We start from the raw sequence: 16,337 nt of genomic DNA, 5'->3' as shown, positions 1-16,337 counted from the left end.
TCTCCATCCATATCGATCGCGGCGGGCGCCGCGCAGGCTCTGGGGCCGCGCAGGAGCTAAGCCGCGAGACCCGCCGGGGCAATGGGCCGGCCTGACGGACGGCGGCTTCCGCGCCCAGACGACGCGGCGGGCGGACAGGGCGTCCCGGTCGAAGCCCCTACCCTACCACCCATCCCCGACGTCGCCCTCGACCGGGTCGCCATACCCCTGCACCGGCGCGTAGGCCGGGCGCACGGCGGTTCGGGCGTACGAGGCCGGGAGCGTGCGCCGGCCCATCTGGTCCAGGTCGGCCAGGGTGTCGTCCGGGGCATAGGGATCGCGGCTCCGGGCGAGCCGGCGGGTGCGCGTGCCGCGCTCGGCCACCAGGGCATCGGTGCCCTCGATCTGGACGCGAGTCCGGCTCGCCCCCTGGGCCTTCACGAGGTTGAACAAGGTCGCGGCGTTGCGCACCGACAGCCGCACGCAGCCGTGCGAGGCCGCGCGCCCGAGGCTGCGGACGTGGTTGGTGCCGTGGATCGCGTGGCCCTGGTTCGTGAAGAACATCGCGAACGGCATGGGCGCATCGTCCCACTCCTTCGAGAAGTGGGTGCGCTCCATCCGGAACGGCCGATAGGAACCGGACGGCGTGTCGTAGGCCTCGACCCCGGTGGAGACCGGCCAGGTGTAGCGCGGCTGCCCATCGACCGTGACCTCCATGCGCTGGGAGGATTTGTCGACGGTGATGAGCACATCCGCCCGGGCCGCCGGGGACGCGGCGCCCCACAGGAGCAGTCCGGACAGGACCGAGACCAGACCGATACGCATGAATGACCTCGATGGAGGGGGAAACCGCTTCGAGATAGGCTAAGCCCTTGCTAACGCCAAGGTTCCTGGGCGGGATCCTGCCGCCGCGGGGTTCGACTGCGCAGGCGCTGCGACGGCCGAGGGGCCGCCCGGATCCGGCCGCCTGCATCGTCGTCGCGGGCGGTCGCGAACCCACCCGGTGCAGCGCTTGCACGCGGAACTTGGCTTGGTCCTTGGCCGCTTCCCCAGGCGGGCGGCCCGGCTTCGGCACGGAAGATGCCCCCCGGAAGTTGCGCCCGTTGACACCCGCCCGCCGCCGGGCGCCTCCTACCCCATCCCAGATCCGGAGATCTTATGGCCCTCGACCCCGCCCTCGCCGCCGAGATCGAAGCGTCCGTGGCCGAAGGCTTCGCCGACCAGGTCGCGCACACGCAGGCGCTGGTCCGGTTCGCCTCGCTGCGGGGCGCCGAGCATGCCTGCCAGGATTACGTGTTCGGGACGTTCCGGTCCCGGGGCTACGCCACCGAGCGCTTCGCCATGGACCGCGCCGCCATCGCGGCCCATCCGGGCGGCTCGAAGATCGACGAGCGCCACTCGGACGCCCCGATCGTCGTCTGCCACCACCGCCCGCAGACCGAGACCGGGCGCTCGCTGATCCTGCAGGCCCATGTCGACGTGGTGCCGGAAGGGCCCCGCGACCTGTGGACTCACCCGCCCTTCGATCCGGTGATCGAGGGCGACTGGCTCTACGGCCGCGGCGGCGGCGACATGAAGGCCGGGCACGCCGCCAACCTGTTCGCCCTCGATGCGCTGGCCCGCCTCGGCCTCCAGCCCGCCGCCGCGGTGACGATCCAGTCGGTGGTCGAGGAGGAATCCACCGGCAACGGCGCGCTCGCGACCCATCTGCGCGGCTACCGGGCCGACGCCGTGCTGATCCCGGAGCCCGAGGACGAGAAACTGGTGCGCGCCAACACCGGCGTGCTGTGGTTCACCGTCGAGGTCCGGGGCGTGCCCGTCCACGTGCGCGAGATGGGCGCCGGCGCCAACGCGATCGACGCGACCTATCGGGTCATCGCCGCTCTGCGGGAGCTCGAGGCGCGCTGGAACGCCGAGAAGGGCGCGCACCGCCACTTCGAGGCCGAGGACCACCCGATCAACCTCAATATCGGCCGGATCGAGGGCGGCGACTGGGCCTCCTCGGTGCCGGCCTGGTGCCGGATCGACTGCCGGGTGGCGCTTTATCCGGGCATGGAAGCGGCCCGGGCCGCCGCCGAGATCGAGGCCGCGGTCTCGGATTTCGCCCGCTCGGATTCCTTCTTGGCCAACAACCCGCCGCGCGTCGCCTTCAACGGGTTCTTCGCCGAAGGCTACGTGCTGGCGGAGGGCTCAGAGGCGGAAGCCGTCCTCGGTCGCGCCCACGAGCGGGCGATGGGCGCCAAGCTGCAGAGCTTCATGTCGCCGAGCTACCTGGATACGCGGGTCTACGCCCTCTACGACCGGGTGCCGGCCCTGTGCTACGGGCCGATCGCCCAGAACGTCCACGGCTTCGACGAGCGCGTCAGCCTCGCCTCGGTCAAGCGCTGCACCACCGCGATGGCGCTGTTCGTGGCCGAGTGGTGCGGGACGGAGCGGCGGGCGGGCTGAAGCACGGGCTCCGCGCGAGCGGTTCACTACGACCTGCCTGCCCGATGTGAGCGCCCGCGATCCCCCTTTCTCAGGGGATCAGCCGGTCCGCCCGGAGCCGGGTGAACAGGTCGTAGAACGCGTCATCGGTGGGCTGATACGCCGTAAAGCCCAGCCGGCGGCTCTTGCTCATGTCGGTGACGACCTCGATCGGCCGGCCGAGATCGGCATCGGTGTGCCAGGGGGAGGCGAGCTTCGCGAGGTCCGTCTCGGCCAGGCCGTGGCGCTCGGCGAGCTCGGCCCAGGCCGGCCCGTCCTGCGCCATCCTGTCCTCCAGCGGCCGGACCGTACCATCGAACGGCACCGCCTCGATCCCGAACCAGTCGGCGATCCGGCCCCACATCCAGCTCCAGCGGAAGACGTCGCCGTCGACCACGTTGAACGCCTCGTTGGCGGCCTTCGGCTCGGTGGAGGCCCAGAGCAGCTGGCGGGCGAGCAGCCTCGCGTCGGTCATGTCGGTGAGCCCGTTCCACTGGGCGGCCGAGCCCGGGAATGTGAAGGGGCGCCCCAGCTCCCGGCACAGGGTGGCGTAGCAGGCCAGCGTCGTGCCCATGTTCATGGCATTGCCGACCGCCTTGCCGATGATCGTGTGCGGGCGGTGCACGCTCCAGGTGAAGCCGTCGCGGGCGCTGGCCGCGAACACCGCGTCCTCCTGGGCGTAGTAGAAGTTCTCGACGTCGAGCCGGCCCTGGTCCTCGCGGAACGGCGTCTGCGGCAGGGTGCCTTTGCCGTAGGCCTCGAACGGGCCGAGATAGTGCTTCAGCCCGGTCACCAGGGCGACGTGGCGGACGCTCTTCTGGGGCCGCAGGGCATCGAGCAGGTTCTCGATCATGGCCCGGTTGACCCGGATCATCTCCGCCTCGGTCGGGCGCCGCTGCCAGGTCGCCAGGAACACGTGGCTCGGTGCGAGGCCGGCGAGCGCCTTGTCGAGGGAGTCCGGGTCCTGAAGGTCGGCGACGACCGGCTCGACCCCCGCCATCGCCACAGGCTTGCGGGCGAGCCCCGCGACCCGCCAGCCCTCCTCGGCCAGCAGCGCCCCGGTGGCGCTCCCCACGATCCCGCTGGCGCCGACGATCAGGGCGGTGTTCGACATGCACATCCTCTCGACCCGGCTCACATCCCGGTTGAGCGGCAGATGCGGCCGCCCCCCATAGGCTTCAAGGCCGCCCGACGCCGCCCTCCCCCGCGTCGCGGGTATTGGCGGAGGCGCTTGGTAGACAGGCGTTCTCGTCGCTGGCCGCTTTCAGGATGGGACCGATCGTGCTCGTGGAGGACTCGGGCGCGGAGAGCTATTTCCTCTTTGAAGGATGCGGGCATTGCACCGCCGTCCGAACATCCTCCTTGTCATTCCGGGGCGCCGAAGGCGAACCCGGAATGACAAAGCGGTTTATTGTGCCGCCAGAGCATCATCATCGATCGGTGTCGTGATGCGCGGCCGCCGCTCCCCGCTCCTCACGCCACCCGGTCGATCGCCGCGCCCAGCACCTCGACGATCTCGCCGATCTGGCCGTGTTCGATGATCAGCGGCGGCGACAGGGCGATGATGTCGCCGGTGACGCGGGTGAGCAGGCCGCGCGCGAAGCAATCCACGAACAGGTCGTAGGCGCGCTTGCCGGGGGCGTCGGGCCGGGGCGCCAGCTCGATGCCGGCAATCAGCCCGATGGTGCGGATGTCGATGACGTTCTTGCGCCCGCGCAGGTCGTGCATCGCCGTGGCCCAGTCGTCCGCGAGGTCGGCGGCGCGGGTGAGCAGCCCCTCCTCCCGGTAGATGTCGAGCGTGGCGAGGCCGGCCGCGCACGCCACCGGGTGCCCGGAATAGGTGTAGCCGTGGAACAGCTCGATCCCGTCCGGGCCGTTCATCAGCGCGTCGTGCACCGCGCGGCTCGCGAACACTGCGCCCATCGGCACCGTGCCGTTGGTCAGGCCCTTGGCGCTGGTCACGAGATCGGGCACCACGCCGAAATAATCGGTGGCGAAGGGCGCGCCGAGGCGGCCGAAGCCGGAGATGACCTCGTCGAAGATCAGCAGGATGCCGTGCTTGGTGCAGAGCGCGCGCAGGCGTTCGAGATAGCCCTTCGGCGGGATCAGCACGCCGGTGGAGCCCGCCACCGGCTCCACGATGCAGGCCGCGATGGTCTCGGCCCCATGAAGCGCCACCAGCCGCTCCAGGTCGTCGGCCAGCTCCGCCCCGTGCTCGGGCTGGCCCTTCACGAAGGCGTTGCGGGCCGGATCGTGGGTATGGCGCAGGTGATCGGTACCGTTGAGCTGCGGGAAGACCCGGCGGTTCGACACGATGCCGCCCACCGACAGGCCGCCGAAGCCGACGCCGTGATACCCGCGCTCGCGGCCGATCAGCCGGGTGCGGGTGCCCTGCCCGATCGCCCGCTGGTAGGCGAGCGCGATCTTGAGGGCGGTGTCGACCGATTCGGAGCCGGAATTGGTGAAGAACACCCGGTCGAGGCGGTTGTCGGGGCCGCCCGGGGCGATCTCGGCGAGCCGCTCGGCGAACTCGAACGCGATCGGGTGGCCCATCTGGAAGGTCGGGGCGAAGTCCAGCGTCGCGAGCTGGCGCTCCACCGCGGCGGAGATCCCCCGGCGCCCGTGCCCGGCATTGACGCACCAGAGCCCGGCGGTGCCGTCCAGCACCGTGCGGCCGTCATCGGCCGTGTAGTGCATGCCCTCGGCGGCCACCAGCATCCGCGGCGCCGCCTTGAACTGGCGGTTGGCGGTGAACGGCATCCAGAAGGCGTCGAGCGACGGCGTGTTGCGCAGGGGATGGTCGGTCATGGGTCGGCTCTCCGGGGCGACGTCCAGTCCAGGGGACACCCTGGCGGATCGGGCAACAAGTCCTTTTCTGATCGCCGCCAAGCCCTTGCAGAATCGGGGCCGCGGACGGCACCGTTGCGGGATCCTCAACACCTGAAACGGGGCCGGGACGGATGAGCATCGATGTCGGCGCGCGCCTGCGCTTCGTGCGGGCCCGCCACGGCCTGTCGCAGCGGGCGCTGGCCAAGCGCGCCGGGGTGACGAACTCGGCGATTTCGCTGATCGAGGCGAACCGGGTGAACCCCTCGGTGGGCGCCCTCAAGCGCATCCTCGACGGGGTGCCGATCGGCATGGCCGAGTTCTTTGCGCTCGAACCGGAGCCGGAGCGCAAGGCGTTCTTCGCGGCAGACGAACTGACCGAGATCGGCCGCAAGGCGACCAAGGGGGCGATCTCGTTCCTGCAGGTCGGCGACAGCCTGTTCGGGCGCAAGCTCCAACTCCTGAAGGAGCGCTACGAGCCCGGGGCCGATACCGGCCGGGTGCCGCTCTCCCACGAGGGCGAGGAGGGCGGCATCGTGCTGTCCGGCCGCCTCGAGGTCACGGTCGGCGAGGAGCGGCGCATCCTCGGCCCCGGCGATGCCTACAGCTTCGACAGCCGCCGCCCGCACCGGTTCCGCTGCGTCGGCCCCAACCCGTGCGAGCTGGTCAGCGCCTGCACGCCGCCGAGTTTTTAGAGCCGGATGCCGGGCGACAGCGTCATCTTCCTCCACGGTCTCGGGCGGACGTCCGCCTCGCTCGCGGGGATGCGGGCGGCGCTGACCGCCTCGGGCTACCGAGCGATGGCGCTCGACTATCCCTCGACCCGCCACGCCCTGCCGGACCTCACGGCCTCACTCGGCCCCCGCATCGCCGAGATCGCGCGCGGGACCCCGGGGGATCTGCACTTCGTCGGGCATTCGATGGGCGGGCTCCTCGCCCGGGCCCTGATCGCCCAGGCGCGGCCGGAGCGGCTCGGCCGGCTGGTCATGCTCGGGCCGCCCAATCGCGGCAGCGAGATCGCGGACCGGCTGGGTCATCTCGGGCTCTACCGCCGGGTCTTCGGGCCGGCGGGTCTCACGCTCGGGACCCGCAGCGTCCCGGTCTGGCCCGATCCGGATTACCCGGTCGGCGTTATCGCCGGCACCCGCACCGTCGATCCGATCGGCTGGCTGATGCTGCCCCGGCCCAATGACGGCCGGGTCAGCGTGGCCGCGACCCGGATCGCCGGTCTGCAGGGTCATCTGGTCCTGCCGGTGAGCCACGCGCTGATGATGCATCATCCCACCGTCATCGCGCAGACTTTGCGGTTCCTGGCGGGCGGCGGATTCGGTACTGGCAGGTGAATGCAGAATGCCACCGCGAGCGCGCGAGGATCGATGGCCGTCACGCTGGAAGCCCCGGGATCGGCACCCGGGAAGAGCCAGTCGACGCGGGCGGCGGTGGCGGCCTTCGTGGGCACCACCATCGAGTGGTACGATTTCTTCATCTACGGCACCGCGGCGGCCCTGGTGTTCGGGCCGCTCTTCTTCACGGCGGAATCGCCCTACATCGCGACGCTTGCGGCCTTCGGCACGTTCGCGGTCGGCTTCCTGGCCCGGCCCCTCGGCGGGGTAATCTTCGGGCATCTCGGCGACCGCTTCGGGCGCAAGCGCGCCCTGGTGGCGACCCTGGTGATGATGGGCATCGCCACGTCCGGGATCGGGCTGCTGCCGACCTACGCGTCGGTCGGCCTGTGGGCGCCGGTGCTGTTGGTCGTGCTGCGGCTGGTGCAGGGTATCGCGGTCGGCGGCGAGTGGGGCGGGGCCGTGCTTATGGCCGCCGAGCACGCGCCGGCCGGGCGCAACACCTTCTTCGCCTCGTTCGCGCAGCTCGGCAGCCCCGCCGGGCAGATCCTGTCGCTCCTGGCTTTCCGGCTCGCCAGCCTGCTGGACAAGGAGACCTTCCTGGCCTGGGGCTGGCGCCTGCCGTTCCTGGTGAGCGTTCTGCTGCTGGGCGTCGGCCTCGCGATCCGGCTCGGCGTCGCCGAATCGCCCGCCTTCGAGAAGACCCGGGCCGCGGGTGGGCCGCCGCAGGCCCCCGTGCGCGAGGTGCTGTCGTCCTTCCTCAAGCCGGTGCTGCTGGCGGCCGGCGCCAACACCTTCGCGATCGCCTCGGTCTACCTGTTCAACACCTTCATGATCGCGTTCACGACGCAGTATCTCGGGATCGCCCGCGCGACGATCCTGGACGCGCTGCTGATCGCGGCCGTGGTGCAGCTGGTGATGACCCCGGTGGGCGCCCGTATCGCGGAGCTCATCCGCAACGAGCGGCTGTTCCTGCAGGGCGCGCTGGTCTGGGCGATGCTGGCCCCCTACCCGCTGTTCTGGCTGGTCGAGACCCGGTCGGTGAGCTTGATCATCCTCGGGCTCGCCCTGAACGTCGTCGGCACCGCGACCTTCTACGCGGTGATCGCCGGCTACCTCGCGGGCGCCTTCCCGGCCCGGGTGCGCTATACGGCGATCTCGATCGCCTACCAGTTCTGCGGGGCGCTGGCCGGTGGCCTGACACCGATCGTCGGCACGGTGCTGGCCGAGCGCTTCCAGGGGCATTGGTGGCCGATCGCCGTGTTCGGGACGGTCCTTGCCGGGATCTCCTTCCTCTGCGTGACGCTGATCGGCGGCTACCGGGCGCGCCAGCGCGGCTTTCAGGACGACTGAGGGTCCCGGGTTTTCACTCAAAGGCGGCGGATCCGGCTAACGCCGGATTCAAGGGCTCGCGTTAGAACGGTCGCATGAGCACCCTCGCCGCCACGGCCAGCCAGATGCTGGCGACGTCCCAGAACCAGGCGATCGGCACCGCGGTGGCGCGCCAGCAGATCGCCGCCGAGAAGGCGGTGGCCGGCTTGGTGGCGGAGACCGCCCAGGGCGGCGCCGCATCCGGGCCGCCGGCGCCTCCCGGCCAGGGCCAGCGCCTCGACCTACGGGTCTGAGATCGCCTACCCGAAGCCGTAGAGCCGGCGCGGGTTGTCGACGAAGAGCCGGCGGCGCCTGTCCGCGTCCGGCACCCACTCGGCCATCAGGTCGAGGAGGTCGGACAGGCGCGGCGGGCCGTCCCAGGCGGCGACGTGCGGCCAGTCCGAGCCCCAGACGCAGCGCTCGGGGGCGGCCTCGTTGAGGGCGCGGGCGAAGGGAATTGTGTCGGCATAGGGCGGCCCGGCCACCGAGTCCCGGAAGGCGCCCGACAGCTTCACCCAATGGCCGTCGCGCACGAGGCCGAGCAGGGTCTGGAAGCCTGGATGCTCCACCCCGGCCGAGGCCGGCATGTGGCCCATATGGTCGAACACCAGGGGCACCGGCAGCCGCGACAGGCGGCTCGCAATCGGCGGCAGGTCGCGGGCGTCGAGCAGGAACTGGAGGTGCCAGCCCATCTCGCGGGCCAGCGCCCCGTAGGCCTCCACCGCATCGAGGCCGATGCCGCCGCCGAACAGCACGTTGAGGCGCAGGCCCACCACCCCGGCCTCCTTCAGGGCGGCGAGGTCCGCATCGGGGAGGCCCAGCGGGATCACCGCGATGCCGCGCAGGCGCTGCCGGTTGGCCCGGAGCGTCTCCACCATCAGGCGGTTGTCGGTGCCGTGGACGCTGACCTGGACCAGCACGCCGTTGGCCATGCCGGTGGCGTCGAGCATCGCGAGGTACCGGTCCGCGGGGGCGGCCGGGGGCGTGTAGCTGCGGTCGGCCACGAGCGGATAGGCCGGTGGCAGGCCGATCACGTGGGCATGGGTGTCGACCGCGCCCTCCGGCACCCGGTAGCGCGTCGGGCCGCCGGGGTGCGGATCGGGGGCCGGGCAGTCTCTGATCTCCGCCATGATCAGGTATCCGCGTGCAGGACCCGGCCGCGGGTCTCGGGCAGCGCGAAGGCCGCCAGGAAGAAGATCCCGTAGGCGATGGCCGCGAAGATCGCGATGGCCGAGGCGAGGCCGGCGCGCTCGGCGAGGTAGCCGACGAGCGCTGGGAACAGGGCGCCGATGCCCCGGCCGAAATTGTAGCAGAACCCCTGCCCCGAGCCGCGCAAACGGGTCGGGTAGAGTTCGGTCAGGAACGCGCCCATTCCGGAGAAGTAGCCGGAGGCGAAGAAGCCGAGCGGGAAGCCCAGCACCCAGAGCACGCCGTTGGAGAGCGGGATCTGCGTGTAGGCGACGATCACCGCGATGGCGCCGAGCGAAAAGATCAGGAACAGCGGCCGGCGCCCGAGCCGGTCGGCCAGCCACGCGCCCACGAGATAGCCGGCGAACGAGCCGACGATCAGGGCCGCGAGGTAGCCCGTGGAGGACACCACCGACAGGCCGCGCTCCGTGGTCAGGAAGCGCGGCACCCAGGTGGTGATCGCGTAGTAGCCGCCCTGGCATCCGGCCGCCGCCAGCGAGGCGAGCAGGGTGGTCTTGAGGATCGGCCCGGAGAAGATCTCCCAGATCTTCGGCCGGTCGCCGGTCGCGATGGCCCGGGCACGAGTCTCGGCGGCGACCTGCGGCTCCTGGACGTAGCGGCGCAGGTAGAAGATCAGCAGGGCCGGGAGCGCACCGATCGCGAACATCCAGCGCCAGGCGATCTCGGGGGGCAGCAGCGAGAAGGTCACGGCCTGTGCGAGCACCGCCATGCCCCAGCCGATCGCCCAGCCGGACTGGACCGAGCCGACCGCGCGGCCGCGATATTCGGCCCGGATGGTCTCGCCGATCAGCACGGCGCCGGCCGCCCACTCGCCACCGAAGCCGAGCCCCAGGATCGCCCGGGCGATGAGCAGCTGCTCGAAGTTCTGCACGAAGGCGCAGAGCAGCGAGAACACCGAGAACCACAGGATGGTGATCTGGAGGGTGAGCACCCGGCCGATCCGGTCGGCGACGAAGCCCGCGAGCCAGCCGCCCAGGGCCGAGGCCAGCAGCGTCACCGTGGCGGCGAGGCCGGCCGTGCCGGAATCGACATGCCAGAGGGCCATGATCGTCCCGATCACCAGCGGGTAGATCATGAAGTCCATGCCGTCGAGGCACCACCCGGCAGCGCAGGCCCAGAAGGTGTGCCGCTCCGTCGACGTCATGGAGCGGTAGAAGGCCATCAGGCTGGCATCGCGGATTTCCACCGCCTCCACGCCCGGATGTCCCGGCCCTGCTTCCGTCCGCATCACACTCTCCCGTCAGCGGATACCAATATCGGCGCCAATAGCCGAGCTGTGCAACCGTGGGGAGGTGCTACGCAAGGAAAAGGCCGCCCTGAGGCGGCCTTTTCCGAGACGTTCCGGTTCAGGCGTCGCTCAGTAGCAGCGCTCCACCAGAACCCGGCGGTAGCCGTAGGGGGTCCAGCGCACCCGCGGGACCGTGTAGCAGCCGCCGCCGTAGCCGTAGTCGCCGGCGAAGCCGACCGGGGCGTAGCCGCCGCCATAGCCGTAGCCCGGATAGCCGTAGCCGCCGCCGTAACCGCCGTAGCCACCATAGAGGCCGCCGGCCGCCAGACCCAGGCCGACGCCGAGACCCAGGCCGCCGAGCCCGTAGCCGTAGCCGCCGCGATAGCCGTAGCCGCGGCCGTAGAAGCCCCGGCCGTAGCCACCGCGGAAGCCGGCGCCGCGGAACCCGCCGTAGCCGCCCCGGAACCCGCCGAAGCCACCGCCGCGGAACCCGCCGAATCCGCCGCCTCGAAACCCGCCGCCGAATCCACCACCGTGGAACCCGCCGCCGTGGAAGCCGCCTCCGCCGAAGCCACGCGCGTCGGCGCTGGCCGGCATCACGACCAGGGCACCCGCCGCCAGCATGGCCGAGCCAAGCACTGCACCCTTCATCATGTATCTCCGTGGATCTAGACCGCCCTCGTGGCTAAGAAACGCCGAGTACTGAAAACAGTTCAGCCGCCCCCCGCGGCGCGCCGCCGCTCCCGCAAGGCGCAAGCCCGGCGCCATCCTGACCGTGGACGGTGCGGTTCCGGACACCAAAATCGCCGTTTTCCCAGGTGAGAGCCCCTGCGTCGGCCCGCGTCTCCGCCTGTGGGCATCACGGAACCCTCGATGACGACGCGCCCGGTTCACGCCTTCTTGATCGCGCTCCTGGCGCTGGTCGCCCTCGGCCGCGGAGCCGCGGCGGCGCCGGCCGCCCCGGACCTCTGCCGCGCCGTCCAGGCGCAGGGCGAGAGCTTCACGGTCTGCACCGTCGACCTGCGGCGCCAGCGGGTGCGGCTGTTCTGGCTTCAGGAGGACGGCCGGCCCTACGGTGCCCTGGGGACCCTCGCCGAGAAGCAGGGCGGCCGCCTCGGCTTCGCGATGAATGCCGGCATGTACGACAAGGAGCAGGCGCCGGTGGGCCTCTACGTCGAGGACGGGCGCGAGATGAAGCACGTCTCGACCGCGGACGGGCCGGGCAACTTCCACCTCAAGCCCAACGGCGTGTTCTGGCTGAAGGGCGACAAGGCCGGCGTGCTCGACACCGGACATTATCTCCGGGCGAAGATCCGGCCCGACTTCGCGACCCAATCCGGCCCGATGCTGGTGATCGACGGCCAGATCCACCCGAAAATCTCGGCGGACGGGCCTAGCCAGAAGATCCGCAACGGCGTCGGGGTACAGGAGGACGGCCGCGTGGCGGTGTTCGCCATCTCCGAGCGCCCGGTGACGTTCGGGGCCTTCGCCCGCTTGTTCCGGGACGACCTCGGCTGCCGCAACGCCCTGTTCCTCGACGGAACGGTGTCCAGCCTCTACGCGCCGAATCTCGGCCGCTCCGACATCAGCCGGCCGCTGGGGCCGCTGGTCGGGGCGATGGCGCGCTGACGGCGCGCGCTCGGCATCCTGCGTCACCGCGGATCCGATCCCGGACCACATCACGGTACGCCCACGAGGCCCCACGTGGCCGGACACCGGCAGGCATGCGAGCCGGGGCCGTGAGGTCGATTGCCCGGCGGTCCGGAACCCCCGTCAGCGCTTGAACGCGCGCCCAACCCCGATATACTCAGACAAAATAAAGGGGGGCAACATGAGTCGGTCGAGGCTTTTCGGCAGCGTCGCAGCTGTGCTGATCGCGACGAGTTCGGCGGGGGCGCAAGTCCCGCAAACGATTCTGTACGGCGCGGCCTATTACGATGAGTATACGCCGGTCGATCGGGTCGACGAAGACGCCAGGATGATGAAGGCGGCGGGCATCACCGTCGTCCGGATCGCCGAATCCACGTGGGGCACGTTGGAGCCTCAGCCAAACGTCTTCAATTTCACCCCGATCGACAGGACCCTCGCGGCGATGAACCGTGAAGGCATCAAGGTCATCATCGGCACGCCGACCTATGCCGTGCCGACGTGGTTGGCGCGTCAGCACCCCGACATCCTGCTGCAGCCGGGCGCCTACGGTCCGCGGCAGAATATGGACATCACCAATCCCCATTATCGCGCAGCCGCCGAGCGCGTCATTGCGGCCCTGATCGCCCACGTGAAGGACGATCCGGCGGTCATCGGCTACCAGGTCGACAACGAGACCAAGTCGTTCGGAACCAGCGGCCCCAACGTCCAGGCCGCCTTCGTTGCGGCCCTGAAAAGAAAGTGGTCGAGCCTCGACGAGCTCAACAAGGCTTGGGGGCTCGACTACTGGAGCAACCGGATCAACAGCTGGGACGATTTCCCGTCGGTCAACGCGTCGATCAACGCCAGTTTGACGAACGCCTTCCAGGCTTTCCAGCGGGGGCTCGTGACCGACTTCCTCGCGTGGCAGGCTGATCTGGTCCGTCGTCACGCCCGTCCCGGCCAGTTCGTCACCCAGAATTTCGACCTCGACTGGCGCGGCTATTCCTACGGCATCCAGCCGGACGTCAACCATTGGGAAGCCGCCAAGGCGCTCGATGTGGCCGGCATCGACATCTACCATCCCAGCCAGGAGAAGCTGACCGGGACCGAGATCGCCTTCGGCGGCGACGTGGCCCGCTCGCTGCGCGGCGGCGAGAATTACCTGGTGATCGAGACTCAGGCGCAGGGATTCCCGGAATGGACGCCCTTTCCTGGCCAGCTTCGCCTGCAGGCCTTCAGCCACCTCGCCTCGGGTGCGAAGATGGTCGAGTACTGGCACTGGGCCACGACCACGAACGCGTTCGAGACCTACTGGCGCGGGCTGCTGACGCAGGACTACAAGCCCAACCCGGTCTACGACGAGGCGAAGACGATCGGCGCCGATCTCAAGCGGCTCGGGCCGAAGCTCGCCGACATGAAGAAGAAGAACCGCGTCGCCCTCTACGTCAGCAACGCCGCGTTGAGCGCCTTCGATTCGTTCAAGATCAACACGCACGACTTCAAGGCCAATGCCGATCGGAAGCCCGTCACCTACAACGAGGTGGTGCGAGGATTCTACGATGCGCTTTACCGGCAGAACATCGAGGTGGATCTGATCTCTCCGTCCTCCACGGTACCGCTCGATCAATACAAGCTGATCGTGGTGCCGGCGCTCTACGCGGCGAGCGATGCTGAGATCGCCAAGCTCAATGAATGCGCCAAGGCGGGCGCCCACGTGCTCTACAGCTTCAAGAGCGGCTTCTCCGACGAGAACACGAAGGTGCGCTTCGCGGCGCAGCCGGGCGGGATCGCGCAGGCGGCAGGGGTGACCTATCAGCTGTTCACGGTTCCCGAGGGCGTATCCCTCGCCGGCGACCCGTTCGGCGTCGGCGCTGTCGACAACAAGGCCCGCTGGTGGATGGAGATGTTGACCCCGACCACGGCAACGGTGGTGGCGCGCTACCAGAGCCCGTCCTGGCCCGCCGCCGCCGCGGTGACGCGCAACAGCTGGGGCGCGGGCGAGGTCACCTATGTGGGCTTCATGCCGACAGATGCCCTGGCGGAGAAAATCCTGGCGGATGCGGCCACGCGCGCCGGGATCGACGTTCCCGCGGCGCACTGGCCGATCGTCGTTCGCGGGGGCACCCTGTCGAACGGGCATCCGGTTCGCTACGTGTTGAACTACTCCGCGGCGGCACGGGCCACGCCCGCGATGATGAACGGCACCGAACTCCTCGGCGGTCGGGCGGTCACGCGCGGCAAGCCGATCGACCTGCCGGCTTGGGGCGTCGCGATCCTCGAAGGCGAGTCCGCGGCGCCCTGATCGACCCGCGCTCGGCTTCGGAGCCGGGCGCGGTCTGATCGGGAGCGGCGCCAGAGCCGCTCCCGATCGCGCTGCAATCCGGGACGGCTCTCAGTCCTCGATGCAACGCGATCGCTTGCGCCGAACCGGTAACTACGCCGGCTGCGCGCGCTCTAGCGCTGCCCGAACGCCGTATCCTTGAACAGGTCCTTGTATTCCCGCGGCTGCGAGCGCCAGTACTGCTTCGGGGCGTGCACCTTGGCGCCGAGCTCGGCCGCCGCGTGCCAGGGCCAGCGGGGGTCGTACATTATGGCCCGGGCCAGCGAGATCGCGTCGGCCTTGCCCTCGGCCAGGATCGTCTCGGCCTGCTGCGCCTCAGTGATGAGGCCGACCGCGATGGTGGTCAGCCCGGTCTCGGCCTTGATCCGCTCGGCATAGGGCACTTGGTAGCCCGGCCCGAGCTTGATCGCCTGCTTCGGCGAGACGCCACCCGTCGAGACGTGGAGCGCGGGTGAGCCGGCGCGCTTGAGCGCCTGTCCCAGGGCCACGGTCTCGTCGAGGTCCCAGCCGTCCTCGACCCAGTCGGTGGCCGAGACCCGCAGCCAGACCGGGCTGCCCGCCGGGACGACGTCGCGCACGGCATCGTAGACTTCGAGGGGGAAGCGCATCCGGTTCTCGAGGCTGCCGCCATAGGCATCGGTGCGCTTGTTGGCGATCGGCGATAGGAATTGGTGCAGCAGGTAGCCGTGGGCGCCGTGCAGCTCCACGGCCTCGATGCCCAGGCGCACGGCGCGCTTGGCGGTAGCCACGAACTGCTCGCGGACGCGCTTCAGGTCGGCGGCGTCGAGGGCGTGGGGCGGGACCTCGGCCTCGCCGTGCGCGACCGCCGAGGGCGCCTCCGTGCGCCAGCCATAGGCCTGCTCGGGCGGGATCTGCTGGCCGCCGGCCCAGGGCGCCTCGCTCGATGCCTTGCGGCCGGCATGGGCGATCTGGATGCAGATCGGGATCGGGGCGTATTCGCGCACCGCCTCGAGCACCCGGCCGAGCGCCCGCTCGCAGCCGTCATTGTAGAGGCCGAGGTCCCAGGCGGTGATCCGGGCCTCGGGCGAGACTGCGGTGGCCTCCAGGGTCAGCAGGCCGGCCCCCGACATCGCCAGCTGGCCGAGATGCATCATGTGCCAGTCTGTGGCCTCGCCGTCCCGGGCCGAATACTGGCACATCGGTGCGATCAGGATGCGGTTCTCGAGCGTGAGGGCGTCGAGGGTGAGCGGTTCGAACAGGCGGGCGGTCATGGGCGGCTCCGTTACGCGCCGGACCTATGTGGCGCAGGCGCGCGGCCGAGGCCAGCATCGGCATGTGCGCAAGCCCACCCGCCATGCGGCCACGGCACGGTCGCAAGGGAACCGACCACGCGTTCGGTAACTTCTGGCTGAATGACGGTCTGATACCGCCGATGCGAACCGCCTGAGGGGGCGAGATCGCGCGAGGTCCACGCCATGTTGCTCCCGAACCGTTCCACCCGATTTGCCGCCCTGGCCGCGGCTCCGTTCGCCCTGGCGGCGTTCCTGGCCGTCCCCGCCGATGCCCAGCCGGCGGCGTTCGGTGGCCCGAAGATCTTGATTCACGGCAACTATTGCGGCCCCGGCAACAACGCGCCGCTGCCGCCGATCGATGCCCTCGACGCCGCCTGCGCCCGCCACGACGCCTGCACGCCGGCAGGCGGTCTGCCGTCGCAGGCCTGCAACCTGCGCCTGCAGCACGACGCGGCGCTCGTCTCACGCGACCCGCGCCAGCCCGAGGATCTGCGGGCGCTGGCGGGCTTCGTCGCGGCAAGCGCGACGCTGATCCCCGCCGAGCCGGGCCCACGGCGCCTACCCGCCTCGGTCACGACCGCCACGATGCCGGGGGCCTATGCGCCGGCCCTGTCGCGGCCGGTCCCCTCGGCCGACCTCTCGGACGAGGCACCCGAGGGGGGTGAGGCCGACTGAACCTCGTCCCGCCCGGA

At 70.5% G+C, this 16,337-nt stretch carries 15 protein-coding genes; 8 read left to right on the top strand and 7 right to left on the bottom strand.

Going from position 1 to position 16,337, the window contains the following annotated elements; genetic code table 11:
* Positions 1-162: 162 nt before the first annotated feature.
* Positions 163-804, bottom strand: a complete 642-nt coding sequence (locus tag FVA80_RS05505; RefSeq protein ID WP_147908868.1) for a L,D-transpeptidase — start codon at positions 802-804, stop codon at positions 163-165.
* 333 nt (positions 805-1,137) lie between these two features.
* Here FVA80_RS05505 and FVA80_RS05500 point away from each other — a divergent pair, with 333 nt between their 5' ends.
* On the top strand, positions 1,138-2,427 hold the full coding sequence (locus FVA80_RS05500) for an ArgE/DapE family deacylase (RefSeq protein ID WP_147908869.1): 1,290 nt from the start codon (positions 1,138-1,140) through the stop codon (positions 2,425-2,427).
* A gap of 70 nt (positions 2,428-2,497) precedes the next feature.
* On the opposite strand, the gene FVA80_RS05495 is transcribed toward FVA80_RS05500, so the two are convergent.
* Both FVA80_RS05495 and FVA80_RS05490 read right to left on the bottom strand, forming a co-directional pair.
* Positions 2,498-3,559, bottom strand: a complete 1,062-nt coding sequence (locus FVA80_RS05495; RefSeq protein WP_147908870.1) for an SDR family oxidoreductase — start codon at positions 3,557-3,559, stop codon at positions 2,498-2,500.
* Between the two features lie 359 nt (positions 3,560-3,918).
* Complete coding sequence (locus tag FVA80_RS05490) at positions 3,919-5,253, bottom strand: aspartate aminotransferase family protein (protein WP_147908871.1); 1,335 nt, start codon at positions 5,251-5,253, stop codon at positions 3,919-3,921.
* A gap of 152 nt (positions 5,254-5,405) precedes the next feature.
* Here FVA80_RS05490 and FVA80_RS05485 point away from each other — a divergent pair, with 152 nt between their 5' ends.
* The 4 genes from FVA80_RS05485 to FVA80_RS05470 all read left to right on the top strand — a co-directional run bounded on the left by FVA80_RS05485 (position 5,406) and on the right by FVA80_RS05470 (position 8,239).
* Complete coding sequence (locus FVA80_RS05485; protein WP_147908872.1) at positions 5,406-5,966, top strand: cupin domain-containing protein; 561 nt, start codon at positions 5,406-5,408, stop codon at positions 5,964-5,966.
* A gap of 6 nt (positions 5,967-5,972) precedes the next feature.
* Entirely contained in the window at positions 5,973-6,614 is a 642-nt protein-coding gene (locus FVA80_RS05480) for an alpha/beta fold hydrolase (protein WP_147908873.1), read from the top strand.
* A 33-nt stretch (positions 6,615-6,647) separates the two neighbouring features.
* On the top strand, positions 6,648-7,967 hold the full coding sequence (locus FVA80_RS05475; protein WP_147908874.1) for an MFS transporter: 1,320 nt from the start codon (positions 6,648-6,650) through the stop codon (positions 7,965-7,967).
* 74 nt (positions 7,968-8,041) lie between these two features.
* Entirely contained in the window at positions 8,042-8,239 is a 198-nt protein-coding gene (locus FVA80_RS05470) for a hypothetical protein (RefSeq protein ID WP_147908875.1), read from the top strand.
* 6 nt (positions 8,240-8,245) lie between these two features.
* On the opposite strand, the gene FVA80_RS05465 is transcribed toward FVA80_RS05470, so the two are convergent.
* The 3 genes from FVA80_RS05465 to FVA80_RS05455 all read right to left on the bottom strand — a co-directional run bounded on the left by FVA80_RS05465 (position 8,246) and on the right by FVA80_RS05455 (position 11,073).
* Positions 8,246-9,115 carry an amidohydrolase family protein gene (locus FVA80_RS05465; RefSeq protein WP_147908876.1) on the bottom strand — a complete coding sequence of 290 codons (870 nt, stop codon included), beginning with the start codon at positions 9,113-9,115 and terminating at the stop codon, positions 8,246-8,248.
* A 2-nt stretch (positions 9,116-9,117) separates the two neighbouring features.
* A complete protein-coding gene (locus FVA80_RS05460; protein WP_147908877.1) occupies positions 9,118-10,422 on the bottom strand; it encodes an MFS transporter in 1,305 nt (434 codons plus the stop codon).
* A gap of 129 nt (positions 10,423-10,551) precedes the next feature.
* Positions 10,552-11,073, bottom strand: a complete 522-nt coding sequence (locus FVA80_RS05455) for a hypothetical protein (protein ID WP_147908888.1) — start codon at positions 11,071-11,073, stop codon at positions 10,552-10,554.
* A gap of 222 nt (positions 11,074-11,295) precedes the next feature.
* Between FVA80_RS05455 and FVA80_RS05450 the strand changes: the two genes are divergently transcribed.
* Both FVA80_RS05450 and FVA80_RS05445 read left to right on the top strand, forming a co-directional pair.
* Positions 11,296-12,051: a phosphodiester glycosidase family protein gene (locus FVA80_RS05450; RefSeq protein ID WP_147908878.1), complete on the top strand. Its 756-nt coding sequence runs from the start codon at positions 11,296-11,298 to the stop codon at positions 12,049-12,051.
* A 202-nt stretch (positions 12,052-12,253) separates the two neighbouring features.
* Positions 12,254-14,353: a beta-galactosidase gene (locus tag FVA80_RS05445; RefSeq protein ID WP_147908879.1), complete on the top strand. Its 2,100-nt coding sequence runs from the start codon at positions 12,254-12,256 to the stop codon at positions 14,351-14,353.
* 152 nt (positions 14,354-14,505) lie between these two features.
* On the opposite strand, the gene FVA80_RS05440 is transcribed toward FVA80_RS05445, so the two are convergent.
* Positions 14,506-15,624: an NADH:flavin oxidoreductase/NADH oxidase gene (locus tag FVA80_RS05440; RefSeq protein ID WP_147908880.1), complete on the bottom strand. Its 1,119-nt coding sequence runs from the start codon at positions 15,622-15,624 to the stop codon at positions 14,506-14,508.
* A 204-nt stretch (positions 15,625-15,828) separates the two neighbouring features.
* Between FVA80_RS05440 and FVA80_RS05435 the strand changes: the two genes are divergently transcribed.
* The gene (locus FVA80_RS05435) at positions 15,829-16,320 is read left to right on the top strand and encodes a hypothetical protein (RefSeq protein ID WP_147908881.1); all 492 of its coding nucleotides are present in this window, start codon (positions 15,829-15,831) and stop codon (positions 16,318-16,320) included.
* Positions 16,321-16,337: the final 17 nt, after the last annotated feature.

It is taken from the genome of Methylobacterium sp. WL1, assembly GCF_008000895.1.
Taxonomy (GTDB): domain Bacteria; phylum Pseudomonadota; class Alphaproteobacteria; order Rhizobiales; family Beijerinckiaceae; genus Methylobacterium.
The sequence above is the reverse complement of the archived record's forward strand: the minus strand, read 5'-3'. Positions and strand labels throughout refer to the sequence as shown.